This window comes from Salinisphaera orenii subsp. orenii MK-B5 (assembly GCF_003788635.1).
Taxonomy (GTDB): Bacteria; Pseudomonadota; Gammaproteobacteria; order Nevskiales; family Salinisphaeraceae; genus Salinisphaera; species Salinisphaera orenii.
In genome coordinates this window covers 1-25,550 of sequence record NZ_AYKH01000022.1, presented here as the reverse complement: position 1 = coordinate 25,550, position 25,550 = coordinate 1, and the positions used below count along the sequence as shown (strand labels likewise).

At 56.1% G+C, this 25,550-nt stretch carries 19 protein-coding genes; 14 read left to right on the top strand and 5 right to left on the bottom strand.

Going from position 1 to position 25,550, the window contains the following annotated elements; genetic code table 11:
* Positions 1-472: 472 nt before the first annotated feature.
* From hepT to SAOR_RS10585, 3 genes are all read right to left on the bottom strand, one after another.
* Entirely contained in the window at positions 473-787 is a 315-nt protein-coding gene (hepT, locus tag SAOR_RS17325) for a type VII toxin-antitoxin system HepT family RNase toxin (protein WP_342782582.1), read from the bottom strand.
* Complete coding sequence (gene mntA, locus SAOR_RS10590; RefSeq protein ID WP_123631402.1) at positions 784-1,182, bottom strand: type VII toxin-antitoxin system MntA family adenylyltransferase antitoxin; 399 nt, start codon at positions 1,180-1,182, stop codon at positions 784-786. Before mntA ends, hepT begins: the two co-directional genes overlap by 4 nt.
* Positions 1,183-1,796: 614 nt before the next feature.
* Positions 1,797-2,129 (bottom strand): 4a-hydroxytetrahydrobiopterin dehydratase, encoded by a 333-nt coding sequence (locus SAOR_RS10585; protein WP_123631401.1) that lies wholly within the window; start codon positions 2,127-2,129, stop codon positions 1,797-1,799.
* Between the two features lie 127 nt (positions 2,130-2,256).
* Here SAOR_RS10585 and orn point away from each other — a divergent pair, with 127 nt between their 5' ends.
* Positions 2,257-2,802, top strand: coding sequence for an oligoribonuclease (gene orn, locus SAOR_RS10580; RefSeq protein ID WP_123631400.1), 546 nt, complete (start codon positions 2,257-2,259; stop codon positions 2,800-2,802).
* Between the two features lie 279 nt (positions 2,803-3,081).
* Here orn and SAOR_RS10575 read toward each other — a convergent pair whose 3' ends face one another.
* Positions 3,082-4,524, bottom strand: a complete 1,443-nt coding sequence (locus SAOR_RS10575) for a cryptochrome/photolyase family protein (RefSeq protein ID WP_123631399.1) — start codon at positions 4,522-4,524, stop codon at positions 3,082-3,084.
* 1,567 nt (positions 4,525-6,091) lie between these two features.
* Here SAOR_RS10575 and SAOR_RS10570 point away from each other — a divergent pair.
* From SAOR_RS10570 to SAOR_RS10515, 13 genes are all read left to right on the top strand, one after another.
* Complete coding sequence (locus tag SAOR_RS10570) at positions 6,092-8,356, top strand: polysaccharide biosynthesis tyrosine autokinase (protein WP_123631398.1); 2,265 nt, start codon at positions 6,092-6,094, stop codon at positions 8,354-8,356.
* Between the two features lie 525 nt (positions 8,357-8,881).
* Complete coding sequence (locus SAOR_RS10565) at positions 8,882-9,808, top strand: sulfotransferase (RefSeq protein WP_123631397.1); 927 nt, start codon at positions 8,882-8,884, stop codon at positions 9,806-9,808.
* A gap of 299 nt (positions 9,809-10,107) precedes the next feature.
* Positions 10,108-11,460, top strand: a complete 1,353-nt coding sequence (locus SAOR_RS10560; RefSeq protein WP_123631396.1) for an oligosaccharide flippase family protein — start codon at positions 10,108-10,110, stop codon at positions 11,458-11,460.
* A gap of 582 nt (positions 11,461-12,042) precedes the next feature.
* Positions 12,043-13,080 (top strand): ATP-grasp domain-containing protein, encoded by a 1,038-nt coding sequence (locus SAOR_RS10555; RefSeq protein WP_123631395.1) that lies wholly within the window; start codon positions 12,043-12,045, stop codon positions 13,078-13,080.
* A gap of 914 nt (positions 13,081-13,994) precedes the next feature.
* A complete protein-coding gene (locus SAOR_RS10550; protein WP_123631394.1) occupies positions 13,995-15,041 on the top strand; it encodes an EpsG family protein in 1,047 nt (348 codons plus the stop codon).
* Between the two features lie 315 nt (positions 15,042-15,356).
* Complete coding sequence (locus SAOR_RS10545) at positions 15,357-16,445, top strand: glycosyltransferase (RefSeq protein ID WP_281273439.1); 1,089 nt, start codon at positions 15,357-15,359, stop codon at positions 16,443-16,445.
* 337 nt (positions 16,446-16,782) lie between these two features.
* Positions 16,783-16,938, top strand: coding sequence for a hypothetical protein (locus SAOR_RS16820; protein WP_185015645.1), 156 nt, complete (start codon positions 16,783-16,785; stop codon positions 16,936-16,938).
* Positions 16,939-17,130: 192 nt separating this feature from the next.
* Positions 17,131-18,171, top strand: a complete 1,041-nt coding sequence (locus tag SAOR_RS10540) for a glycosyltransferase (RefSeq protein ID WP_123631392.1) — start codon at positions 17,131-17,133, stop codon at positions 18,169-18,171.
* The gene (locus tag SAOR_RS10535) at positions 18,168-19,556 is read left to right on the top strand and encodes a phenylacetate--CoA ligase family protein (protein ID WP_123631391.1); all 1,389 of its coding nucleotides are present in this window, start codon (positions 18,168-18,170) and stop codon (positions 19,554-19,556) included. Before SAOR_RS10540 ends, SAOR_RS10535 begins: the two co-directional genes overlap by 4 nt.
* Positions 19,549-20,547: a sulfotransferase family protein gene (locus tag SAOR_RS10530; protein WP_123631390.1), complete on the top strand. Its 999-nt coding sequence runs from the start codon at positions 19,549-19,551 to the stop codon at positions 20,545-20,547. The genes SAOR_RS10535 and SAOR_RS10530 overlap by 8 nt, the downstream gene beginning before the upstream one ends.
* Positions 20,548-20,717: 170 nt before the next feature.
* Complete coding sequence (locus SAOR_RS10525; RefSeq protein WP_123631389.1) at positions 20,718-21,539, top strand: beta propeller repeat protein; 822 nt, start codon at positions 20,718-20,720, stop codon at positions 21,537-21,539.
* Positions 21,540-22,162: 623 nt separating this feature from the next.
* The gene (locus SAOR_RS10520; protein ID WP_221179957.1) at positions 22,163-23,461 is read left to right on the top strand and encodes a heparinase II/III family protein; all 1,299 of its coding nucleotides are present in this window, start codon (positions 22,163-22,165) and stop codon (positions 23,459-23,461) included.
* Positions 23,462-23,474: 13 nt separating this feature from the next.
* The gene (locus SAOR_RS10515; RefSeq protein ID WP_123631387.1) at positions 23,475-24,719 is read left to right on the top strand and encodes a glycosyltransferase family 4 protein; all 1,245 of its coding nucleotides are present in this window, start codon (positions 23,475-23,477) and stop codon (positions 24,717-24,719) included.
* A gap of 416 nt (positions 24,720-25,135) precedes the next feature.
* On the opposite strand, the gene SAOR_RS10510 is transcribed toward SAOR_RS10515, so the two are convergent.
* On the bottom strand, positions 25,136-25,381 hold the full coding sequence (locus SAOR_RS10510) for a hypothetical protein (RefSeq protein ID WP_185015644.1): 246 nt from the start codon (positions 25,379-25,381) through the stop codon (positions 25,136-25,138).
* Positions 25,382-25,550: the final 169 nt, after the last annotated feature.

Below are 25,550 nucleotides of genomic sequence, written 5' to 3'. Positions count from 1 at the left end.
CGGCTTCGGCCCGTCGTATGACGCCGTCGGCTAATCCGACCTACGGAGCTATGGACCTACGGAACGCTCAGCCACGTAGGTCGGCTTAGGCCACAGGCCGTAAGCCGACGGAAACGCCCGCCAGGCTCGGTGCGATCTGCAGATGCCCGGATGGTCGCGGCTTCGGCCCGTCGTATGACGCCGTCGGCTAATCCGACCTACGGAGCTATGGACCTACGGAACGCTTAGCTACGTAGGCCGGCTTAGGCCAAAGGCCGTAAGCCGACGGAAAAGCTGATATATGGCTCCGGGCTTTTGGGTAGAAACGCGGTAGACGCCATTGAATCTCGAAGCCAACTTCGTGCCGCACGACGGCGGCCATTTTTGCCCGGAGCTCTCAAGCTTCGTCGAGGCGTTGCTTGACGACACGCGCCAATGCCTGGAAATCGTCGAGGTGATGCCAGGTGCTCGCGTGAACGATATTCAGGTCGATCTACTGATAGTTGTGGATCGCGACGTTGCGAAAGCCGACTGCGGCCTTGAGTTGCGTTTGCAGTGTCGAATCGATCAATCCGAGGTGCGCCAGGCCGTCGAACGCTTCGCCCATCGTGGCTGGGGCCGGCTCTTCGGTGGTCGTCAGCATATGCGTCGCCATATCGACACAGAGTTGCACCGCCCGTGTGAGGTTCAGCGTCAATATGTCTTGACGGTCCTGATCGGCGCGGAGTTCGGCGATACTCGCAGCGCGTTTTTCTTCCAGGCGACGCACGCACTTGCGTAACGACTCCAGTTTTTCGGCCAGTATCATCCGATCCATGCGTCGCGTCGTTCCTTGAGCAGGCGGTCGCGGTAGGGTAAAAAATCGGCGCTGTCGATGAGTAGCCGAGTGACCTGCGCCGGATAGTCCCCACTGTTGCGGCTATAGAGCACCTGGCCATCCAGCACGGCGCTGCGTGCGATCGGGATACCGGCGGTTTTGAGATCGATGAGATCAACAGGCCGTCCGTACAAGCGAGCCAGCGCCGCTATAAGCTCTGCGCGGCGTTCGCTAGCCAGCGCGTGATCCCCGAGTAGCGCGATGTCCAGATCGCTATCTGTCCTCGCCCGGTCATGGGTCACGGAGCCGAACACCATACCCAGGCGGATATCGGGCTGGGCCGCAAGAAACCGCTTTATGGGCTCGAGGGAAGGATCGGCGGTCATGATGTTGAAGGTATGTGACCTGTGAACATCAATAATACGCGAGGAGGTGGGAAATCCGCGCCCTATCGGTGCGGCCGACTCTGACCTTCGGGAGCGCCTGCAGATTTTTGAGATCACCTATGACGCTCGGCTCTACAGGCAAGGCGTCTGCTGAGGGCGTTCGATAGCGTGACAGAGACCGGCTTCGTTCAAGCAAGTGTCTTGTGCGGATGCGCGGGCTACCTTGCTTGCCCAGAAAGGTGGCTGGAAAGAAGCGCACCCGGAACAGCGCCGATACCGCCCGTTTACTGCGACGCGCAGCACCGACGGGATGTAGCCACAAATCGAGCCGCGTTTGCGGCTCTCGAGCAGGCTGGCCGCACCGGCGCGGTACGCCGGACAGCCGTCGGCACTACGCGTTTCAACCGCTGCGTCAACGGGGCTTGAATACCAACGCAGTGCGCGGCTGTTCGGCTAATACGGTTCACGCCGTCATCACTATCCGACGACCGGACGGGCGGGCCACGCCGGGCGATCCGGGCCTTGCCCTAATTGGCTTACAAGAGCCGGGCCATCGGTTACCGCGAACGGCGTCGGTAGCCGCATTTCAACGCATGCGCGCCACCATGCGAAGCCTAGTCGACCAGCCGGTCGATCTTGGCCGCACTGATGAAGTCGTTGTCGGACAGGCCGTTGATGGCGTGCGTGGTGAGTTCGATCGTGCACTGGTTATAACCGAACGTGATGTCCGGATGGTGGTCCTCGCAGTGCGCGATATAGGCCACGGCGTTCACGAAGGCCTGCGTGTGATAGTAGTTCTTGAACTTGAACTGCCCCACGATCTTCGCGTCGCCATCGCTCGTCCAGCGGTCGGAGAGCTGGCCAAGCCGCTCCGACACATCGGATGCGTTCATGGGCTGGGTGCCGCCTTCGCAGGGCGCGCAATGGCGCTCGGCTAGTTCGGTCATGGCGGTGTCCTGTAGGTAAATGACCACTCGACGATAACACCCGTACGCGACGGTATTAACAGTCGTCGCGCTTTTGCGCGATCGGCCGCGGCGTCGCACAATGCGGCCTCATCCACGAAGCAATGCCATGAGTTACGCCGACGACAATCTCATCTGGATCGATCTCGAGATGACGGGCCTGAGCCCCACGGAGGACCGGATCATCGAGATCGCCACGATGGTGACCGACAAGAACCTGCAGGTGCTCGCCGAAGGCCCGGTCATGGCCGTTCATCAGCCGGAGCATCGTCTGGCCGGCATGGACGCCTGGAACACCCGTCAGCACACCGGCTCCGGGCTGGTCGAGCGAGTGCGCGACAGCGACATCGACGAGGCCGCGGCCGAGGCGCGGACGCTGGCCTTTCTGGCCGAGCACGTGCCCGCGCAGGCCTCGCCGATGTGCGGCAACAGCATCTGCCAGGACCGCCGTTTTCTCGCGCTCTACATGCCGAAGCTGGAGGCCTACTTCCATTACCGGCATATCGACGTCAGCACGCTCAAGGAGCTCGCGCGGCGCTGGGCGCCGGAGGTCGCCTCGGGCTATACCAAGCAGTCCAGTCACCTGGCCATGGACGACATCCGCGACTCGATCGAGGAGCTGTCCTACTATCGGAATACACTGCTCCAGGTCTGATCCGGGCGGCGGGCTGGGGCGTCGGTTAATTGACGGTCCCGTCGGGGCGTGCTAAAAACGATACTGCAGCACAAAGAACAACAAGGGCGCTGTGGCTCTCGACCGATCAACAGGCGAGGCCTTTCGGAGGAACCGGCGCAGGCCGGTTAAAAGATGAGCTTCCCGCGATGTCCACCTTAGGTGGCGACCAAAAACAACAAGCACGGGAACGCAGTTGAAGGCTCCTCACGGAGCCTTTTTTTTTGAGCGGCGTTCCGGGTTTGTGGCCGGAATGATCGGCTACTTCTTGACCTGATCGAACGCCGCCAGCGCTTCGCGCCGCGAGGCCTTCAGGTCCACGATGGGCTCCGGATACGTGTCGCCGAGTACCACGCCGGCATCCGCCAGCGCCTTGCCCGGTGCGGCCCACGGCGCGTGGATATGCTTCGCGTCGAGGTTCGCCAGCTCCGGCACCCAGCGGCGCACATAGTGGCCGTCGGGGTCGAAGCGCTCGCCCTGACGGGCGGGGTTGAAGATGCGGAAGAAGGGCGCCGCATCCGCGCCGCAGCCGGCGGCCCACTGCCAGCCGAGCGTGTTGTTCGCCAGATCGGCGTCCACCAGCGTGTCCCAGAACCAGCGCTCGCCATGCTGCCAGGCCACGCGCAGGTTCTTGGTCAGAAAGGACGCCACGGTCATCCGCAGGCGATTGTGCATATAGCCGGTCGCCCAGAGTTCGCGCATGCCGGCGTCCACCATCGGTATGCCGGTGGTGCCGCGCTGCCAGCGCGCCAGGCCCTCGTCGTCGCCCGACCAGGGGAACGACTCGAACCGCGTATCCAGCGGTCGCTCGGGCGTCTCCGGGAAGTGATAGAGCACGTGGTGGGCGAACTCGCGCCAGCCGATCTCGCTCAGAAACGTATTCGCGTCCGCGCGATCCCCGTCCCGGCCGTGTTCGGCCAGCCATTCCTCGACGCGATGCACGACCTGGCGCGGCCCGATCTCGCCCCAGTGCAGATGCGGCGACAGATACGAGGTGCCGAGGACCGCCGGCCGATCGCGGTCGGTGGCGTAACGCCCGAGGACATCGTCCACGAAGTGGTCGAGCCGATCGTGCGCGCCGGCCTCGCCGGGCGTCCAGGCTTCGCGAATGCCTTCGTCCCAGCGGATGTCGGGCAACAGGCCGAGCGCGTCGAGCGATTCCGAGCCGATGCGGTCCCAGACCGCCGGCAGTTCGGACGGCGCGGCCAGCGGCGTGGCGACCGGCCGGTCCCGCACGGCTTTCCAGAAGGGGGTGAAGACCTTGTAGGGGGCATTCTGCCGCGTCGAGACCGTCCAGGGTTCGTAGAGCAGATGCGCGGGAAAGCTCGCGGTCTCGATGCTCTGGTCGTCCAGATGGGCCTTGACGCGCTTGTCCCGTTCGATCGTGTGCGGATCGTAGAGCCGGTTCCAGTAGACCGCCGTGGCGCCGCTTTCCTCGATGAGCCGATCGAGCGCGTCGGCGCTCGGCCCCCGGCGAATGATCAGGCGCGAGCCCAGGGCCTCCAGATCGGCCGCGAGTGCGGCCAGCGAGAAGTGCTGCCATACGCGTTGCGCGCCGCCCGGGGCCTCGTCGCCGAGCTCGTCGGGGGCTTCGATGAATACAGGGACAACGGTATCGAAATCGCCGTCGAGCGCGGCGCACAGAGCCGGATTGTCGGCCAGCCGCAGATCACGCCGAAACCATACGATTGCGCGTTTTTTCATCGAAGTTCGCCTATCAATGCGTGTGCGAAGTGGGCCGTGTACGCGTGCGCCGGGCATGCGGATGACAGGCCGGCCGTCGGCTCGTTATAACCGACCGGACACGTTCATGGTGCGCCGAACGGCTTGGCTGACAGGGCCTGACAATTCGGCGTTCAGCTCGATCGCGAGATCGGCGCGTGGAACGATCCGCGCTTGATCGGTATGGATCCGTACCGATACCACACCGCGTGTCCCTGCGGCGGTCAGCCGATCGGGCGCTCATCGCATCGTGTCGTCGCCGGGCCCGGTCGGTCGAGAATACGGCACGGCAGCAAGCGGCCCGACAACGGGCGTCGTGGTCTCGGAACAAGCCCGTAGCGATATCGAATTCGCGGCCACGGGACGACGAAATGCGGCGAGGCCACCGGCAAGTGCCTGTGAACGCCCGGGGTAAGGTAACGGTAGCGCCGGGCTCGATCATGCATGCGGGAACGATAGGGCTCAGGCGGACGCCATGTATCCGCAGAGGCGCCAGCCGCCTACGCGCGGTCGCCGAAGTACACAAAAGCCTGTCGGCGTGACGATGACGAGGGGCGGTCTGTCAAAGGGGGTGCTCTTCGTCGATGCCCGGAGCTGCGGCGCCGCTGTTCAATACATATGCCTGGTTCTCACCCCGCGGCGGGCGGCAGGGCACTCGGTCGCACGATTCATGTAGCGATGAGACAAGAGCCGGCGACATGGAAAACGCGTCGCAGGCCCGAGTTGCGTGATGGAGCGGTCCGTCGATCCACCGGAGCATCGGCGAAGCCGTTCGAGCCGCGCATCGGCCGGTAACGGAGGCCGTCGAGGACAGGGGCGTTACCAATGGGTGCTGGTCGAAGCGCTGGTAGGATCGCGGAAGCGCTTAACGCCATACAAAAATTTTGGGACAGATGGGCCAAGTGTGGGGTATACTGTGCGCCAGCTTCTTGGAGGTGTAGCAAGCACTCGCCTCCAAGATCGTCACGCGGGACGAGGCCGCGTGGCGACATCGCTTCCGGGGGAGGCACTGTGACGAGTGAAGCAGCGAAGCCCGTGGCCGCCGTGCCACGCGCAGCGCCAATAACGTACGCCGCGACTTTGACCGTTGGGCTTGTCTTCAGGGCAGGCGTGTCGCCGGGTGATCCGTCCCGTTGCGCGGACGCGCGAGCCGGGGTTCTGTTCGCGGGCGGCAGCGGGCTGGCCGGTAACGACGGTGGCGCGCCGAGCACGCAAATCGGCCGCGAGCCGATCCTCAGGCCCATTGCCGGCTCGTTTTCAAGCGATCCGGCGGGTAGGCGCGAGCAATATACCCTCAAGTTGGAACAGGATGCGCCGATAACCTTCAGGCTTGCGTCTGCAAACCCGATGCCGGTTCGGTGAGTAGGCCGTTGCCGGCCATGCTGTTCCAGTTCCAGCTGCGGGATGTCGTGGTTGAACTGCTGTCTCTCTTCGGAGCGCCAACCGCGCATTGGCACAGCCCACGCTCTGGCCGAATATCCTGTTCCCGGTTGCCCCGCGCTGGGGGTGGTCGAGCAACGCCAACAATCAGTCATAACCGATACATCCAATGACCGAATCGCATCAGGGGGGCACAGACCCCAGTCAATCGAACGCCGTGGGGCGGGATGACGAGATCGATCTCGCACGGCTTTGGGGACTGCTGTGGGGCGGGCGTTGGAAGATCGTCGCGTTTGTCGTTGCCGCCTTGCTGTGCGCCGTGTTCTATCTGTTTGTGGTGCAACCCACGTATCAGACCGACGCACTGCTCAAGATAGAAGACGAGGGCTCGCAACCGCTGCAGGGGGTGACCAACGATCTCAAGCAGCTTGCGGGCAAGGGTACGAGCCTGGCCGAATCCGAAATCCCGATCATCAAGTCGCGCACGGTGCTGGGCGATACGGTCGAGGGTCTCGGGCTGGAAACGGTGAGCGCACCGGCCTATTTCCCCGTAATCGGCCAGGCCGTGGCCGAGCGCCGCAAGCTCGGCCCGCTCGCCTCGAGCGCCGTTCCGCCGGACGCCGAATCATGGTTCGGGCGCTATGCCTGGCAACCCGTACACGCGACTGTGGAGCGGATGAACGTACCGGATGACCTCCTGGGCGAGGCATTCACCTTGCGTGCGCTGGGCGGCGGCCAGTATCTGTTGTTCGGCCCGGAAGGCGACAGGATCCTGAAAGGGTCCGTCGGCGAAGTGGCCGAAGGCGAGACATCGACGGGCGCGGCCGTCGGTGTGTTCGTCAGCGACATCGCGGTCAGCAATCCGCCGACGGATTTCAACGTGACCCGTCGCGCCGCGCTCTCCGTGGTTGGAGAACTGCAGGACAAGCTCCGCGTGGTCGAGGAGGGCGATGAAAGCGGCATCGTGCGCATCAGCCTGGAAGGCAAGGATAAAGCCCGAATAGCGAATATCGTCAACTCAGTGGCGAACAACTATCTGCGCCAGAATGTCGAAGCGCGCTCCGCGGAAGCGGAAAAGAGCCTTGAGTTTCTCGATAAACAGATGCCGGAGCTCAAGGCCGAGCTGGAAGCGGCCGAATCCAGGCTCACCCAGTATCAGGAGAAAAACGACACCATCGATCTGGGCAAGGAAGGCCAGGCGCTGCTTGACCAGATGGTGGCGATCGAGGATAAACGCTCGCAGCTTGAGCTCAAGATCGCCGAGTTGCGTCAGACCTATACCGGACAGCATCCGGCGCTCCAGGCCGCACGCGACCAGATGGAGCAACTGGCGCAGGAAAAGCAGCAGCTGGACGAGCGCATCGGCAGCCTGCCCGGCGCCCAGAAAGAAATGTTCGGCCTGCGTCGGGACGTCGAGGTCAATACCCAGCTCTACACCGCCCTGCTCAACCGCGCGCAGCAACTCAGGGTGATCAAGGCGGGCACGGTCGGCAACGTCCGTATCGTCGACCAAGCCGTACAGCCCATGAGATCCGTCAGCCCACGAACAGCGCTCGTTCTGATGCTGGCGATCATACTGGGCGGCCTGCTCGGCGTGGCCTTCGTTTTCGTACAGGCCGCGATTCGCCGCGGCGTGGACGACCCGAAGGCGATCGAGAACCGCCTCGGCCTGTCGGTATACGCCGTCGTGCCTTTCAGCAATTGGCTGGAGCAGCAGTCGGCACGGTCCCGTAGAAGGCGCCAGCCCCTGCCTTTGCTTGCTCGCGATAATCCCGAGGAAATTGCCGTTGAGGCCTTGCGCAGTATGCGCACCAGCCTGTATTTCGCCCAGACGGAGGCCGACAGCAACGTCATCCTCATGACCGGCCCAACGCCGGGCATCGGCAAGTCGTTCGTCAGTGTGAACCTGGCCTATTTGCTAGCAGAGGTCGGCCAGAGCGTCGTGGTTGTCGACGCCGACCTGCGCAAGGGGCGGATACACGAGTTCTTCAAGGACCGGCAACGCGCCCCGGGCCTGTCCCAGGTTCTGACGGGCCAGGTCGAATTGGACGATGCGCTACGCACGTCCGAGGATCTCGAGTTCAGCGTTTTGACTACGGGGCAGTTGCCCCCGAACCCTTCCGAGATGCTCATGCGCAAGACATTCCCGCAGTTGCTCGAGCGCCTGAAAAAGCGGTTCGACATCGTGCTGGTGGATGCACCGCCGGTGCTCGCGGTTACGGATGCGGCCATCATCAGAGCGTCATTACCCGGCGTCGTTACGTTCATGGTAGCTGCCGCCGGCCGGCATCCAATGGCCGAACTGGAAGAAACCGCAAAACGCCTTACGAGCCGCGATCATAAGGTGGCGGGGGTCGTATTCAACGCCTATCAGAAGAAGCACGCCAGCTACGCTGGGGGATACAGCTATTATCAATACGAGTATAAGAAATAACCTTGAACTTTTAGCCGACAGGAGCTAGCACGCTGCCACCTCTGCTCCCTTGATTTCCAGAGTCAGAACTTTCTGGACAAGGTCGATAGTGTGGCGGCCTGTCACTCTAGTTAATGGCCCGCATGCAGATTATCCCCTGGCTGATAGACATGGTCATTCTTGAACTGAGTACCAGTGTGGAGAGTGTTCGCATCTGCCGGATGGAGGTTCAAGGCGTAACAGCGGGCGCCGTCGGCCTCAGTGCGGCCAACACTGGTATTGGCATCACAGGTCACTGGCTGTGCCGCGCTAGCGACGGATGCCTGTTACAACGTTTGAGGACGACTAGTGGCCACCTGGCGTCTGCCCTATGCGCTGACCGCAACCTTGGCCTGTGGCGCTGGTCATCGTCACTAAGCGCCGACGTTCAATAAAAAACCAACATATAAATCAAACCGTGCTTTCGTTACATTAAAAATTGCTGATGTTCGGCAAAACTTGCGCATGCAAGAAAATATTCGCCTAACGTCTAGTGGGTAGTTGAGAATGCAGCACGATTCGGTAAGCAGTCCATTGATATTTATAGGCGCCGGCCGTACAGGAACTTCGATTATATCGGAGACCATTATGCGGCACTGCCAGTTAGCTTACCCATCACAATATAATAGTAAATTTCCAAGCATTGCGGCCGTCAATCGACTTCGTATGCTGTTTGATAACAGGGCCTATCGGTTGGCGGGGCAGAAGAAGCAATTGAATTCGGTCGGCATGCTAAACAGGGTGCTTTGGAATCCCTCTGAAGCGTACCCAATGTGGTCTTACGTCACGCCGTCGGATATCGATTTTTCGACTGATTTCTTATTAGGTAGACGGGGAGGAGACGCGTCGCGCGAATTTGCATTGAAATATTTTTCTGAAATGACGCGGCTTCAGGGCAAAAGTAGGTGGTCGTGTAAAATCACCGGCCCATCACGTATTGGTTATCTTCTTAGTCTGTTCCCGCAGGCTCGATTTGTCCTAGTGACTCGCTCATTGATTCCGACGATATCCTCTTTTCTTAATGTTGGGTTTTGGCATACACGCGGGAGCCGCGGCCTCTGGTGGCATGGCGCGTGGTCGCGCGGCGAAAAATGTTGGGCCGCAGCGCAAGCAACGAGGCCAGAGTTGCTGACTGCCCTGCAAATTAAGAAAATAGAACAAGTGACGAAGCATGAGCTTTTGGAGTTCAAGCCTCCCTATCTAGAAGTACAGTATGAGGATTTCGTTAACGATCCAGAGCGTGTACTCCTTAAAATACTTAGTTTTGCTGGGCTCAATAGCGATAGGGCGTGTTGGCATTATGTGCGTGAAAATCCTCCGGTAAACAGAAACCGCGCCGACACCAAATACTTCGACGCACCCGTGTTGGAAGAAATAGATAATCTCTCACTAGATGATTTAAGCAAGAGACAGGAGCCGATAAGGAAGAGCTAGTGACGCCGCTTTTGGAACAGCTAGCATTGTGTTCTTCATGCCCGGCGTAGTTGAGTCAGTTGAAAGGGCGATGCGAAAGCTTCCGAACGTGCTAGTTGAGCGAGCGCATGAATGACGATGGAGTCATCAGGAGAACCAGAGGCCGCTTTATTGGTTGGAACTCAAGTGCGAGCTAGATATATTGAAATACTATTTAGTTCACAAGCGGAGACTCTTCCAGTTGCATGCATACACAGGCTCAAAGCGTCAAGCGTCAGTGAACCTGTCAACGTCTAAACAACCGAAACGTTAGGTTTCTAGTGAAATGGGGTTTGCTTAAAAGTCTTGTTGGCGAAAAAAATGGACTCCGATCTCAGCTAGTGCGGGGAGGCGTCGGTAGCATCTGCGTGCGGGTGGCTAACATCGCTCTTGTTTTTGTCATGGCAATTGTTCTTGCCCGTCATTTAGGGGTAGAAGGATACGGTGTCTATTCGTACGTTCTCGCTCTGGTGTCATTAATCGCGATTCCTGCACAACTGGGCTTGCCTGCCCTGGTTGTGCGCGAAACGGCCAAGGCGGAAGCTGAGCGTGATTGGGGGCGACTGCGAGGAGTTTGGAGGTGGGCGGGTTTGACCGCTAGCGCCTTCTCTTTGCTGCTGGCTATAACAGCCGGCTCGCTAGCATGGTTGTTTGCGGGCTCCTTCCGCAACGTAGAATTAGCTGCCTTTGTTTGGGGGGCCGCGTTTGTGCCACTGGTTGCATTGGAAAGCTTGCGTGGCGCTGCGTTGCGAGGACTGCGCAAAGTAGTACAAGGTCAACTGCCAAGCCAAATTATTCGGCCGGCATTATTAATAATAATTGTTCTAATTTATGGTGCATATATTCAGCATCCTGTGCGGGCTGATTATGCCATGGCCTTCAACGTGCTGGCTGCCGCCATCGCGTTCGCTATTGGGGCGTGGCTACTAAAACGCGAGCGGCCGCAAGCCTTGGTTGATGACTGTTCAAGACCTGTTTACGAATCGCGACGTTGGCTTAAGAGCGCACTACCGTTCGCGTTTATCTCCGGTTTGCTATTTATTAATACTCAGACCGATATAGTAATGCTGGGTTGGTTCCGTACAGCTCAAGATGTAGGCGTTTACAGTATAGCAGCAAAAGGCGCAATTCTTGCAATGTTTGGGTCTAAAATTATAGACATGGTGGCAAGGCCTTATTTCGCAAAACTTTACGCGGGCAATGAAACAAAAACAATTCAGCGGTTGGCTACCGTTTCAGGTCGCATTGGCTTTTCGCTTGCTATCTTGGTGACGATAGTTGTCGTATTGCTTGGAAAAGCTATGTTGCAGTTCGTTTTTGGGTCCGAATACGTTGTGGGATATCCCGCTTTGGTTATTTTAGTTTGCGCGCAGCTCGTTCGTGCCGGCTGCGGTATACCTAACGTTTTACTAGAGATGAGCGGCCACGAGCATTTAACGGCAAAAGTGATGGGGCTGGTAGCTTGTTCTAATATAATTCTGAATTTAGTGTTGATTCCCCTTTTTGGTATGGAAGGGGCAGCTCTCGCTACCGCCTGCACTGTGTTGATTTCGGGGGGCGCTTTGTCGTGCATGGTGCGCACTCGCCTCGGCGTGGATTGTAGTGCTCTCGGCTTGTTGGCCAACCGACGGTAAGCTTTTAATAAGCGTCGATCGGATTCAGGCGCTATATTGAGTTAAAGTTCTCACGAACGCAAAGGAATTCGCGGTTTCGTCAGCGGTTCATAGCGCATTGCGTTGATCAGCTTATTGTTGCTGATCGTAGCCGCCCCCGTTCGGAGCCGGCCGAGATAATGTCTGTACTAACCTTATCGGACGATCCAAGATCTGGCTGCGCCTTGCCTGGCCCTAGCGCGCTGGTGTTGATAATGAAAAGTCAACGTACGTCGTTAGATCTGTAACGCGGTAGATTTTCGGGTGAATAATCCTAGGATATTGGTGATCGCGGTTTTGTTCCATATACCGAAGGAGCACGGTTAGTCTGGGGCCAATCGAGTGTCGAGTGGTTGTTCGGGTTATTCGGATGTACTGGTTCACATGAAAATCACGGCTAGGACGATTCTCTGCTTTCGAATCGGCTGCTCGTGAGGATTACGGTTGCCTTCGGGTTGCGGCGCGCTTCTCATCAGGCTCACATACTGATAAACGCATTTAGACATGCTACAACGCCTTATCGAACGCAATCCTTACAGCGGTAGTTCTTTTCGGAGGCAATAAATGAAGCTCGCGATACATGAGAGGAAAGGAAGTTTTTCCGATCGCTGGATTGAGTTTTGTCAGGATCGAAGAATTCCGTACTTAGCGGTTGATATTTTTTCCGACGCACTTTTCGACACGCTCCGCGCTGAAGACGTCACTGCCCTTTTGGCCCATCCGCGGATGGGCGATCGCAGGTCGACGTTAGCAGCGCATGCGATTATTCAGTCGGTGGCTATATCTGGTCTATGTGAGGTATTTCCTTCACCAGCAGATTTTTGGCATTTCGATAACAAAATCGCGCAGAAGTATCTCTTCGATGCTCTCAATATTCCGACGCCCAGGACGCATGTATTCCTTCGTCGGGAAAAGGCGCTGGAATGGGCAGAGCAGGCGGAATTCCCCTGGGTCTTTAAACTCAAGGCCGGCGCTGGATCGGTAAATGTCTCACTTGTGCGTAACAAGCGGGAGGCGACGCGTAAAATTAACCGAATGTTCGGGCGGGGTTATTCGCCACATGCCGGCGCTAACCAGGACATCGTTAATAAGTTTGCTAAGCATAATCGGAATCGCGACTGGAAGGCCGTATTCGAACGCATCCCTAATACATTCAAGAACCAATTGCGAAAAGTTCGGGAGCTGCAAAATGAGCGAGGCTACGCCTATTTTCAGGAATTCATACCTGATAACGACCACGATACCCGCGTAACTATTATTGGCGATAGAGCATTCGCCTTTAGGCGCATGACCAGGCCCGACGATTTTCGCGCCTCTGGTAGTGGGTCTATCGATCATGCCGCGGAAAAAATTGAAAGCGCCTATATAAAGCTGGCATTCGATGCTGCTAATAGACTTGGGGCAAACTGCGTTGCCTTTGATTTCTTGCGAGATAGGCAGAGTCGTCAACCGTTGATCGTCGAAATGAGCTACGCGTTTTCTGCCAACGCTGTGTTTCAATGTAGTGGTCACTGGCGAAGCGACCTGACATGGCAAGAAGGGCAGATGTGGCCGCAGGATGCGATTCTAGATGATGTGTTACAGAAAGTGCGCATTACGTAAGCATGTCTAGATTGTTCGTAGAGGTCTCGTAGACCTTGGCTTTTGTGCGACGGTGGGATGGTCCGCGAATCCCTCCAATAGAAGTTGATAAGAGCGAAAGTCGCTGGGTATGATTTTTCTACGTAGCGCTTCGTTTGGGCTACGGAGTGCAGGTATCGTCTGCTGGTGGCGACGCTGGTCAGCCAGCCAGTGCGTTGCTGAGTAAGATGGCGCAGCGTTGGGTGTGTAGTGCAGGTCCTCCAGGACCAGGGCTCCCACAAGTTGTTGTTGTTGGAGTATGAAGCGTTGCAGGAGCTTTACTTTGCGTCCGCAGCTGTGGGCGACATTCCGTTGGAAGGTGGGCATTGTGACCGCATAAGTACAGGGACGTATATCGAACAGCGGAAAATTTCAGCGCCTGGCGACGACCTCTATGCGGTTTAAGTTGTCGGGTGGTCGGTCGATTCGTCTGATATCTGTGGACAGAAGCTGCCTGCTCCAGTCGGTACGGCGCCTACTGCTAGGTTGTCGAAATTCTCCTAAATATGAAAAGTCATAAGTCCAGCGAATAGCTAGGCAGTCCGCTTGGATATTTTTATTAGCATTGGAGATGCTTTGCGTTGTAGAAGGGGCGCTAAGCTAAGCATGAGTCCAAGATATAAGTATTTCTCTGACTAAGTTGGGCGACTTTATTGAGGAGTGCCTACTTTGCTCTGGGATTCGTTAACCTGTACTTTGCGCACTGGCGAATAATAACAGTGACAACAGGCCAAAATACAAGAGCAACATGGAGTTTGCTACATATTTGGTCGCTTAATACTGCGCGCAAAGCAGAGAATCCTCTAAATAATTATCGCTTTTAGCGAAGGGTAGAGCCGCGAATCGCGCGCGCAATTAACTGCACTGCGCAGGTTTGAATCAATCGATGTTTATAAATGACGACTTACATTAGTCTATATTTGCTTACAATTGTTGGGTCATTTCTTTCGATTCTAAGAGGTGCTCCGGTAAAGCTGTTGGCACCTATTGTGTTTGCTTTAATCGTGTTGTTTGTCGGTCTGCGTTATGACTCTGTAGATTATTTCAATTATTGGGCGATATTTGACCAAACTAGATCGTTAGGCTTGTCTGAGGGGCACGAGCCGGGATTTCTTGCGTTTATTTTGGGTATCCAAGCTGTAGGCGGCGGCTTTTTTGTTTTCGTCTTTTTGTTTGCTCTGGCTTCGCTTTTGGTTAAGTTCTATGGCTATGCCAAGTTGTCGCCTTATATTGTTTTATCTTTGCTCATATATGTTTCGACTCCCGCGATCTGGAAAGAAATGGGGCAAATACGCGGTGCAATGGCCGCGAGCATTTTGTTTGTAAGTATTATCTATGCATATGAGCGAAATCCGATTAAATTCGGGATAGCTCTTCTAGCCGCTACGCTTTTCCATTTGTCTGCGATTGTAGGTGCTGTTATATATTTCGTGCGCTTTGGCGCAAAACAGATTTATATGCTGCCGGCGTTGGTGGTATCTACTTTCATTGCAGCTTCCGGTGGGATAGGCGGCTATATCGCCCATTTGGCGTTGTTGCTTGGGATTGTCGATCCATCCAGTCGCCTGCTTACTTATGTCGGTAGTGACTATGATACGAATTTAAATATATATGGCTTATCGAGTTTGCTTCGGATCGTTGTTTCCTTGTCTATGATATACTTTTACGATGAGTTGACTCGTGTATGGTCGTATAATAAAACGCTAGTACCGACATTCATTTACGGCACTTGCTTGTTCTATTTATTTAGCGATTATGGAATTCTCGGAAGTAGAATTGATAGTTTGTTTTGCATGGTTCCTATAACCGCTATATTGCCTTCGTTCATGCTTCTTTTTAATGGTACGAAGCGAATGATCCCGTATTTGGCAGCGGTTGCGTATACAATCGTATTCTTGCTCTATCAACTTTCTACGGTTGCTCCATATCAGTCAATTATTTGACGTGCGACTCGTTGAAATCGGGCGGTCTCTAATCTCAGATGCAATAAGTGCGATGTGCTTTCGGTACAATCCGCGTTTAGTTCTGCACGGGTTGCTAGCAGACTGACGCTCCGACGTGGCGCGGAGACACTCGCCTATTTGGCTTCGCAGTGCGATATTATAGGATTTTCCCGAAGGCTGGCCATAGTAATGACATGCGAATTCATCATTCGCGCGAATGCAATTGTTATTTGGTTGCTGTGACTGAACTTGAGAGAGCTCAAAAGGTTGGTTAGGCTATTAAACAACGCCCCGAACTGCCGAATTGCGTTGTTCGTGCCGTCTCTTAATGGGGGTGGCGCTGAGCGAGTGATGAGCATCCTGGCCTGCGGCTTTGCGGCGCGCGGTCTTACTGTGGACCTCGTGCTCGTCAACGCAACCGGCCCCTACTTGGCAAATATTCCTTCGACTGTCCGCATCGTTGACCTAAAAAGCCGTCGGGTTCTCAGTAGCTTGCCAAGTTTGGTTCGTTATCTTAGGCGAGAGCGACCTTCGGCATTGTTAGCAACGCTGTCACACGCCAATATCGTTGCGTTGTGCGCGGTAGCCATGTCGCGTGTGCCGGTACGAACTGTTATTCGGCAGCCGAATATGCTGAATCTTGGCGTTGGGCGCAAGGAAGCGTTCAAGGCGCGTGCCATCGCGTGGGTTTTAAAGCATGTCGCTCCGTTGGCTGATGTCGTCGTGGCCCTAAATAAGACGATGGCGGACGAGTTGCTTGACGTTACTAGCTTGAAAAGCGAACGGGTTAGGATCATTAACAATCCAGTCCCTATCGAACGGATACTTGCAGAAGCCAACGAGCCGATGGAAGACAGTTGGTTCGCGAGCGATCAGCCACCGGTCATCCTGGGTGTCGGCCGTTTAACATATCAAAAGGGTTTTGCAAGTCTGATCGATGCCTTCGCGCTAGTCCGTCGTCAACAACCAGCACGGCTGGTGATTCTCGGTGAGGGGGAGTTGCGGCAAGAGTTAGAAGCCCGGATTAATGAGCATGGGCTAAAAGATGACGTAGCGTTACCTGGATTCGAATCCAACCCCTATAAATACATGCGCCGCGCCGCGGTCTTTGTGCTGCCCTCAAGGTGGGAAGGCTTTCCGAACGCGATCGTCGAAGCAATGGCCTGTGGTCTGAAGGTTGTAGCGGCTGACTGTCCAGGTGGCGTAGGCGAAATATTGGATAATGGCCGCTGGGGCGGCCTGGTGCCGGTAGGTGATTCGCGGGCGCTGGCTGGTGCTATTGCTGACAGCTTAAATAGCGCCCGCTCACCGGATGTGCAAAAACGTGCACGCGCTTATTGTCTCGATAATGTCGTTGACCAGTATATGGCGGTGTTGCTTCCCGAAGAGTGCGTTAGCATGTAGTGTCCTATCTGACAGGTGTTCATAGGCCGGGTTCACGGAATAAGCATCCAATATAGCCGGGTTGGGGTTTGTTTTACTCGCAGCGGAAGCGGGACTAAGGCGCGGTTGGAATCCGCCACATTGCCGTGCTTGCGGCTGTGGTCGGGATAGTTAGCATCTCGACTCTCGTCTGGATTTTTAGCGTTCTATATTTATCGCTGGTCGTCACGAGAGAGCAAGGTGTCTAGGGGGCGGGCGTGGATTGATTGCGCCTGAGGTTCTGATTTTTAGCTCGATTCAGGTTAAAAAGGTCGTCGAACTGAAGATTTCGAAATTCGATAAATCTGATGATATTAGGATGCAACTGATTACCGTTGCTTTGCAGAATCGAGACCTCGCTGAAAAAATCATGGATCCTCTTGGCAATGTCCTGGAGGAGGAGGTGCGTGAGCTGCGAACAGTGTCAGGTGACAAGAAGCTGGCTGTCGTTTCGGATCTTGGAACTTTAGTGTAAAAGCCTATGCATTACGGCTTTTCCAGGGCCAAAATATATCGGCCTTTCGAATCATGTCTGGAGAACTTGATGTTGGCTGATTTCGGGCCGTTATGTAAGCAAGTGCTGCGTTTCTCGGGTGAATTCGACAAGTAATGTTTATTGCGTCCTTGGGGGTCTCTCATTTTTTCGTTTGAAAAACGTCGACAATCCATGTTGGTCATTGGGCCTCGTTGGCCTCAAGTGGGCTCGGCGGGCGGGGTGGTGGTGTCTTTCGAGCTGTTTCTGCAGGAATTGGCCCGTTGCGATATCGCGTACAATGTAATCGATACCGATAAGCGTAATTACGCCAGTATGAGTGTCGCCGCACTTACGGTAGCGACGCGGTTTGTTCCCTCGCTGATTAGCGCCAAGTGCGTGTCGATGCACCTTAAGACGAATGATCTCGTTTATATGGCGCCGGTTGTCGTCGCGCTTTGTAACCTGTTCCAAAAGCCGGTGAGCCTCCGTAAGTTTGCCGGCAATTTTGATGATATATTTTCTAGACTCGGTTGGTTTCGGCAAATATTAGTTAGATTTGCTTTGAAGAACGCCGACCAATGTTTTTTTGAAACGCAATACTTGGTTGAGAAATTTCAGCCATATAACGTGGCCACCTTTTGGTTCCCGAATCCCCGACCTCAACCGCAAATCACGCGACCGTCGAAGCGTGAATACCGAATGCGGCTTGTTTTTGTGGGGCATGTTCGACGTGAAAAAGGTATAGACGAGCTGTTGGCCGCGGCACGACAGCTTGGGTTCCGTTACACGCTTACGATCTACGGGGCGGTCGTCGATGACCGATATGACGAGATGGATTGGTCGAGATATCCGAACGTTACGTACATGGGGCATGTTCCCGCTGCCGGTATTTCGCCAGCGCTGGCCGAGCACGACGTTTTGGTGCTACCTAGCTATAGAGAGGGCTATCCAGGCGCCATTATTGAGGCGCTGCAGGTTGGACTGCCGGTGGTTGCCACCCGCTTGCGCGGTATCCAGGAAATCATTACCGATGGTGTTGAAGGGCGCTTGGTCGAGCCAAGGGATGTATCCGCGCTAGTCGATGCGATTCGCGATATAGGGGAAAGCTCGTTTCGGCGTATGAGTGAATGTGCACGTGACCGCGGCCGCGCATTCGATTCCGAGCGTGTGACAAAACGGTTTTTAGAGGATATTGGATGGGCCGCGCGGCAGGAGGAAGAGAGGGGCACATGAGTTTCGCTCTTAAACGCCGAGTTTATGAAAATGCGCCCCTGTGCATGCAGGACTGTGTTGGGGCAGTGCCGTTTGATTGGCTGGGTGGGCATCCTATCGCCGAGTGTTCCGCGGGGGCTTGGTTTGATACGGCGAGTCGCGAGCAGATCGTTCGGTATCAGTCGGAGCAACTCGGTCGCCTTCTGCGTTTCGCGGCAGCGGAGATTCCGGCGTACCGATATTTGAAAAACGAGGTGGAGCGTCTGCCACCATTCGATGCGCTAAAAGCATTTCCGCTGATCGACAAGGAGACAGTCCAGGCCGATCTACAGCGCTTTCTGCCGCGCAATTTCGCCCGCACTCATGTGTACAAGGTGACGACCGGCGGAACGAGCGGCAATCAGCTTGATGTGTATTGGGACAATCAATCGCAGTCGCGCGAGATGGCCTACATTCATCGGTTCATGGCCCAGGCCGGGTATAAACGCCGCTTCAGGAAAGCGACCTTTCGAGGTGTGAGCTTTCCTGATTTTCCGCCGGGCGTCTTTTGGTATCGCAACCCGATCCATAACGAAATGCGGTTTTCGCCGTTTCATATGACGGCCGACAACCTGCCGCTTTACGTTGATAAGCTGATCGACTATCAACCGCAGTTTCTGCACGGCTATCCCTCTGCCATTAGCATATTGGCAGATTTTGTGCTCCGCGAAGATCTTACCGGACGGCTACCGGACATACGTGCAGTATTCTTGACGTCGGAAGCGTGTACCCAGATGCAGCGCGAGCGTATCGAAGCGGCATTCGAGACTCGGGTATCGAGTTGGTACGGCCATTCAGAAGGGTTGGTCTTCGCTGGCGAGTGCACACAGAGCAGCACCTATCATATAGCCCCCGACTATGGCGTCCTTGAGCTTGTCGATGATAATGGCGACCTACGCGACGCAGAGGGTAGCCAGGGCGAAATAGTTGCCACAGGTCTGGAAAACTATGCGCTACCTTTGATCCGATATCGAACCGGCGATTTTGCGACTCGCCTCGCGTCTGCGTGTGCTTGTGGGCGAAATTGGGATAGGATGGATAAAGTGCAGGGCCGCTGGAGGCAGGAGGCCGTTGTTTCTAAAGGTGGCGGCAAGATCGCACTTACTGCATTGAATATGCACGGGTCATTTTTCGATAACGTTCGGCGGTATCAGTACTACGAGGACACGCCAGGTAAATGCGTTATCCGCATCATGCCGGTACCTGGCTTCACGGAGGCGGACCGGCAATCCATTGAAATTGCCTACAATAATAAAACCAAGGACGAGGTGGAATTCAGGGCGCAAGTCGTTGAAAGTATCCCGCTGACGGCTCGAGGAAAACTGCGCCTATTGGAGTCTCATTTGGAGCAGGCAGTGGATGACTGAGGCCAATTTGGAGCGGGGCTGTAGTAAACCGGACGAGAGCGGTGCAGAAGCCATTACCATTATTGTCGGGGTGGGCCGGTCCGGGACATCCTTGGTTCATAGCATGCTGGGGAGTCATTCGGCGTTGGCATTGCCGCCCGAGACCGCGTTCTTACGGCGTCTGGTCGTTAGCAAGGATTTCGCTCGGTCTTGTCGCAATGGACACGGGGTAGCGACACTGGATGACGATGACCGCCTGCAACGTGTGGGTCTAACCGGGGCGGAGCTGGTCGCCGCAGCGGGTGATGGTGCAAGACCTGTGGACGTTTACCGTAGTTTTTTGCGGCTGTACCGGGTAAAGATGGGAAAGCCGTATTCCGGCGATAAAGATCCGAGGGCTATTGAATGGCTGGGGGCCGCCTCGGTCGCTTTGCCGGGCGTGCGTATCATTCACGTAGTGCGCGATCCGCGTGATGTGCTCCTGTCGAAGAAAAAGGCAGATTGGTCGTCGACGCGAGGGGTTCTTTGGCATGTGTTTGCTGCCCGGGTGCAACTTCGGCTGGGGAGAGGCAGTGGCCGGCGGATGCGGCTTGGCCACTATTGCGAATTGATTTATGAGGAGCTGCTGGATAACCCTTCTGGTGAATTGCAACGTTTGTGTGCCTTTCTAGGGCTGGATTATGAGCATGCGATGCTGGATTTCGGTCATGAGGCTCAGCGCTTGGTTTCGCCGGGAGAGATGCAGTGGAAGAAGGAAACGCTCGGACCGCTCTTGAGCAATAATCGAGGCAAATGGAGAGGGCAGTTGCGTGATTGGGAAGTGGCGCTAGTGGAGCAGGTATGCGGCGAGCATTTCCGCCTAGGGGGCTATGAAAGTAGCTTTGCAATTAGGCGGCTGCCTCTGTTGCGGCGTATGTGGGTTTACGCCTTGAAGGCCATAATTACCTCTGTTACACCGCTTTATTGCACCTATCGAAGTTGGACGAATTGTCAAGCCAAACGACGCATGTAACCCGCGGCCGAATTTTATACGTTGACCGCTCCGAGGTGTGGGCAGCTCGCGGTCGGGTTTTACTCCGGAGTTCTGACAGCGGTACGACTTGGCAGAGGCAAGCGAAACTGCCGGCTCGTGGGCTTCGGGAAAGACTGGTGGGGCACCGGCTCGGGCGACGGCTCGGGCGGGTGGGTTTTCACCATTTGGCGGTTACAGGTGAAAACTCTGCGATCGCCATCGCGCATCAGCACTTCTTTACGCTAAAGGCCGGGCAGCGGCAGCTAGAGCGTGGAGCGCCACTTATCGGTTCGCGTCCTTTGGCCTTGTGTCAGGCGAATGATCGCATCTATTACGGCGAATATCGCAGCAATGACGAGCGCTCCCCAGTGCACATCTGGGCACGCAGGATCGGTGGCAAAGGCTGGGAGCCGGTTTGGCGGTTCGATAATGTTCGCCATGTGCACGGCGTCTTCTGGGATAGCTTTGCGGATGCAGTATGGGTAACGACCGGCGATACCGATGACGAATCGGCTATCTGGAAAACGACAGACGGTTTTCGGTCGTTGGAGAAAGTAGCCGGTGGATCACAAGCGTTTCGTGCGGTCCAGCTTCTATTCACCAGCACAGCCATATATTACGGGTCGGATGCCCCTGATGAGCAAAATTACATTTATCGAATACATCGCAAAGACACCCGTGTTGAGCGTCTCCGACCCGTCGCCGGCCCCGTTTTTTACGGTTGTCAAGTAGGGGATGTGTTGGCTTTCTCTACCGTAGTAGAGCCCAGTCGGGTCAACCGGAGCCAAGACGCAGAACTGTGGGTCAGCCGCCTCGGTGCGGATTGGACTCGGCTCGTGACTCATACGAAGGATGGCTTGAGTCAGAAGTATTTTCAGTACGGTCAGATCTTGTTTCCGGCGGGGCCCGGGGACGGGCGAAATCTGTGGTACACGCCAATTGCGACAGATCATGATGAGCAACTTTTTTGCGTGCCACTGGAATCTCTGTAGTGGTGTGTTGTACCGTGAGGCTTAGCTTAGAAATGAATAATTTCCGAGCTTTTGCTAGCAAAGGCTGACGTTTTTCGCTGCTTGGTTGCTAGATATCCATTGCGGCCGGGGGGCAAGCTGAGGCGATGGGGTTAATAGGACGATATAGTTCAGGAGCGCGGTGGTCTTTCGGGTCGCATAATGTGGTCTGAAACTCGGCCCACTTTATACCCTTTGCATTTGCCTCAGCGCGGGCTGTTGAACGCTTATCTCGTGTTAATGTGCTGGGTTCCGTGGGGCTGAAGCTTAGACACTTTGCGCATACCGTTCGCTTCCTGCGTCCGGTCCAGATCTACGGTCGATTTTGGTTTCGGCTGTACCGGCCGAACGTCGATTTGCGTACTGCACCGAGACGCCGTCGAGTCCGCGTCGATTTCGTTCAACCTCCATCTCGAGCGGTCTCCTTAACCGGCGCGGACACGTTTGTCTTATTGAATTGCGCACGAACGGTCTCTAAAGCGACTGATTGGAATCATGTAACTTCCGATACTCTTTGGCTGTATAACCTACATTATTTCGATGATCTCAACGCATCGGAGGCAGGTTCACGCCGCGCATGGCACGAGGCGTTACTACAGCGATGGGTGGCGGAGAATCCACCCGGTGAAGGCATCGGCTGGGACCCTTACCCGACGTCGTTGCGCATTGTGAATTGGGTCCAGTGGTCGCTGCGTGGAGGCGATTTGCCTGCCGAGGCCGAGCATAGCCTCGCTGTTCAAGCGCGGTGGTTGCGTCGGCGGCTGGAATACCATTTGCTGGGTAATCATCTGTTTGCCAACGCAAAAGCTTTGATTTTCGCCGGTCTTTATTTTCAGGGGGAAGAAGCTGAGACTTGGTTGCGTAAAGGGGTAGCAATTCTTGAGCGCGAGCTGTCGGAGCAGGTGCTCGAAGACGGCGGGCACTTCGAGCGTAGTCCGATGTATCACTTGATCGTCCTCGAGGACTGCGTCGATTTAATCAATATTTTTAACGCGTTTGCCATTGATCGACCGGCATCATTAAATGCAGCAGCGACGGCGATGATGCAATGGGCTGCGGTTATGCAGCATCCGGATGGCGGCATTCCCTTTTTCAATGACGCGACTTTCGGCATCGCCCCGGAGCCCGCGGCCATCGTGGATTACGGCGCTCGCCTGGGAATCCCACTGGCGAAAGCTCGCCCGCAGCCTGTCGAGGCGTTGTGTAGTAGCGGCTATGTTCGGTTATCCGATCAGCAAGCAGCAGTCTTTTTCGACGCCGGGCCTGTAGGCCCCGACTATCTCCCGGGCCATGCTCACGCCGACACGCTCAGCGTGGAAGCGTCATTCGGGGGGCAGCGTGTATTGGTTAATAGTGGTACGTCGGTATACGGCCGCGGCGCGGAACGTGAGTGGCAGCGCAGTACGGCGGCTCATAACACATGCACTGTGGATGGGATGGATTCGTCCGAGGTGTGGTCGGGGTTTCGCGTGGCACGACGCGCTCGCGTCCACGATCTGGACGTGAGTATGGAAAGAGGGGGTGCCAGAGCCTGGCACGACGGTTTTACGCGGTTGCGTGGTCGGCCGCGTCATAGTCGTGATGTATGGCTGCGGGATTCTGTACTGGCCGTGGAGGACCGGGTCACAGGTCGTGGCAGGCATACCGTTGTTGGGCGGTGGTACTTGCATCCGAGCGTTGAGGTCGTTTCGGTGGCGCGGTCTGCGGATAAACGCGTCCTGGTGCGCTTGCGTCTCGAGGTCGGGTTTCTGATGTTGACGATCACCGGGGCGGATTTCGTCCGGGTGCTTGACGCGAACTTCTATCCGTGTTTCGGTGTATCCGAGCCCAGTCGATCACTTGTTTACGAGTACCACGGAGAGTTACCTGCGCGCTTGAGCACACGCGCAGAGCTGGAGTATTAGAAAAACTTTAAATATGCATATTCTTTTCTTGTCCGATAATTTCCCGCCGGAGACCAATGCGCCGGCCACACGTATTTATGAACACGCCGTCCATTGGGTAAAAGCTGGTCACGAGGTAACGGTTATCACGTGCGCGCCCAATTTTCCGGAGGGCAAGCTCTACGACGGATACACGAATCGCTGGCGTACGGTGGAGACGTGGGACGGCATTCGGGTGGTTCGCATGAAGACTTATATAAGTGCGAACGAGGGGTTCATCCTGCGAACGATCGATTATCTGTCGTATATGGTCACCGGGTTCTTCGGCGGCTTGTTGGAAAGGAGGCCGGACGTCGTCGTTGCTACGTCGCCGCAGTTTTTTGCTGCTCTGGGCGGTTGGCTGCTCTCGGTATTCAAACGACGTCCCTTCGTGTTCGAACTCCGCGATTTGTGGCCCGCATCCATCGTTGCCGTTGGTGCGATGCGAAAAAGCATGACAATCAAGCTGCTCGAGAAATTGGAGCTGTTTCTCTACGCTCGAGCGACGGCAATTATCGCTGTCACGCAAGCGTTCAAGGATGATTTGATTGCGCGCGGGATTTCCGCGGAGCGTATTCATGTGGTGCGAAACGGGGTTGATATGGAGCGGTTCAGTGCGGCTCCTGCCCCGAGTTCAATGCGTTCCAAGCTTGGTCTGGAGGGCAAGTTCGTCGTGGGCTATCTCGGCACCCATGGAATGGCGCACGCCCTTGACCACGTCTTGGACTCTGTCCGCCTGCTCCGCGAGCGCAATGATGTCGCTTTCCTGTTCGTTGGTTCGGGTGCGGCAAAGGCTGATGTTGATCGGCGAATCGCAGAAGATAATCTCCAGCAAGCGACGTCTCTTCCCCGGCAGCCCAGGTCGGCAATGCCTGAGCTGAACAGTTTGTGTGATGTCGCCTTGGTTCCTCTGCGCAACAGCCCCGTTTTTGAAAGCGTACTTCCTTCAAAGATATTCGAGTGTATGGCGATGGGCGTGCCCATGGTCGTGTCGGTTCCGGAAGGCGAGGCAACAGGTCTTGTGAGACGCGTTGGTTCCGGTGTGACGATTCCTCCAGAGTCGTCGAGCGTTATGGCTGAGACCATTGTCGCGCTTGAAGCCGACCGGCCTCGGCTTAAGACGATGCGTGATGCCGGTCTGGCAGCTGCGCCCACATTCTCGAGATCGAAGCAAGCTGCCCGGATGCTCGATATTCTCGAGCGGCAGTCTGCGAGGCCTTCCAAAGCCAAAAGCGGCTGAGGCATCTCGAGCCGAGACGCCCGGTACAGAGGCCGGGGGCCGTATGGTCCAGCCGCGCTTGATTACCGCGCGCGTAGCTCTGCGACATAAAGTCCGAGTGGTTGCTTCGGCACATAACCGGTGGGCGAGGCTTGTCACGGATCGTACGGCGTGTTCCAACGTGCGGCTTGCGCATGCCCACGACCCGCGTCAGCCGCACGGCGGTACAACGAATCGGCATAAAGCGTTGCTGTTGGAGTTTGCGCCCCACTTTTGCGCGCCGTCGAAGTGCCGATGGCTCGAGTGAACTGATTGACCGGCGGTCGCGGCTCGTTCGGCTTCCGATGTACGTGGGCTCGATCGTTCGATAGCCGGAGCCCCTTTAAAAAGGGGTTGGCTCCTGTCTATCGACAGCCGGCGATTTCGCGGTCTTGGCATCAGATACGTTCGCCGTCCGCAATCCGCTGGCGCAGCGTGCGCGCCTGCTCGCGTATCGCCGTGATGAGGTCGGTGTCGGCCCGCTTCTTTTCCAGGTTCTTCACCTGAAAGACCATGCGATGGTTGTGCTCGAACACGTTCATGTTGCGGTCTAGAAAGTCCCAGTAAAGCGTTGTTATCGGGCAGGCATTCTCGCCGGTAGCCTTGCGATGATCGAACCGGCAGTTCTTGCAGTAATTGCTCATTTTGTTTAGGGTTCTACCCCGTTTCCGCGGACGGTTGAGAACAGGTTAACGGGTATTTTCGGTCTTCGGCTGCCATGCGCTGTCGGATACGCGGATCTTGATTATGTACAAAGCTCAGTAGGGTCACGAAATGACCCACCGTCTGTGGATACTGGAGTCATGACACACA

Excerpts from the sequence above, each read along its gene's own strand:
- hepT (WP_342782582.1), bottom strand. The coding sequence starts at position 787 with ATGATACTGGCCGAAAAACTGGAGTCGTTACGCAAGTGCGTGCGTCGC.
- mntA (WP_123631402.1), bottom strand. The coding sequence starts at position 1,182 with ATGACCGCCGATCCTTCCCTCGAGCCCATAAAGCGGTTTCTTGCGGCC.
- SAOR_RS10585 (WP_123631401.1), bottom strand. The coding sequence starts at position 2,129 with ATGACCGAACTAGCCGAGCGCCATTGCGCGCCCTGCGAAGGCGGCACC.
- orn (WP_123631400.1), top strand. The coding sequence starts at position 2,257 with ATGAGTTACGCCGACGACAATCTCATCTGGATCGATCTCGAGATGACG.
- SAOR_RS10575 (WP_123631399.1), bottom strand. The coding sequence starts at position 4,524 with ATGAAAAAACGCGCAATCGTATGGTTTCGGCGTGATCTGCGGCTGGCC.
- SAOR_RS10570 (WP_123631398.1), top strand. The coding sequence starts at position 6,092 with ATGACCGAATCGCATCAGGGGGGCACAGACCCCAGTCAATCGAACGCC.
- SAOR_RS10565 (WP_123631397.1), top strand. The coding sequence starts at position 8,882 with ATGCAGCACGATTCGGTAAGCAGTCCATTGATATTTATAGGCGCCGGC.
- SAOR_RS10555 (WP_123631395.1), top strand. The coding sequence starts at position 12,043 with ATGAAGCTCGCGATACATGAGAGGAAAGGAAGTTTTTCCGATCGCTGG.
- SAOR_RS10550 (WP_123631394.1), top strand. The coding sequence starts at position 13,995 with ATGACGACTTACATTAGTCTATATTTGCTTACAATTGTTGGGTCATTT.
- SAOR_RS16820 (WP_185015645.1), top strand. The coding sequence starts at position 16,783 with ATGCAACTGATTACCGTTGCTTTGCAGAATCGAGACCTCGCTGAAAAA.
- SAOR_RS10540 (WP_123631392.1), top strand. The coding sequence starts at position 17,131 with ATGTTGGTCATTGGGCCTCGTTGGCCTCAAGTGGGCTCGGCGGGCGGG.
- SAOR_RS10535 (WP_123631391.1), top strand. The coding sequence starts at position 18,168 with ATGAGTTTCGCTCTTAAACGCCGAGTTTATGAAAATGCGCCCCTGTGC.
- SAOR_RS10530 (WP_123631390.1), top strand. The coding sequence starts at position 19,549 with ATGACTGAGGCCAATTTGGAGCGGGGCTGTAGTAAACCGGACGAGAGC.
- SAOR_RS10515 (WP_123631387.1), top strand. The coding sequence starts at position 23,475 with ATGCATATTCTTTTCTTGTCCGATAATTTCCCGCCGGAGACCAATGCG.
- SAOR_RS10510 (WP_185015644.1), bottom strand. The coding sequence starts at position 25,381 with ATGAGCAATTACTGCAAGAACTGCCGGTTCGATCATCGCAAGGCTACC.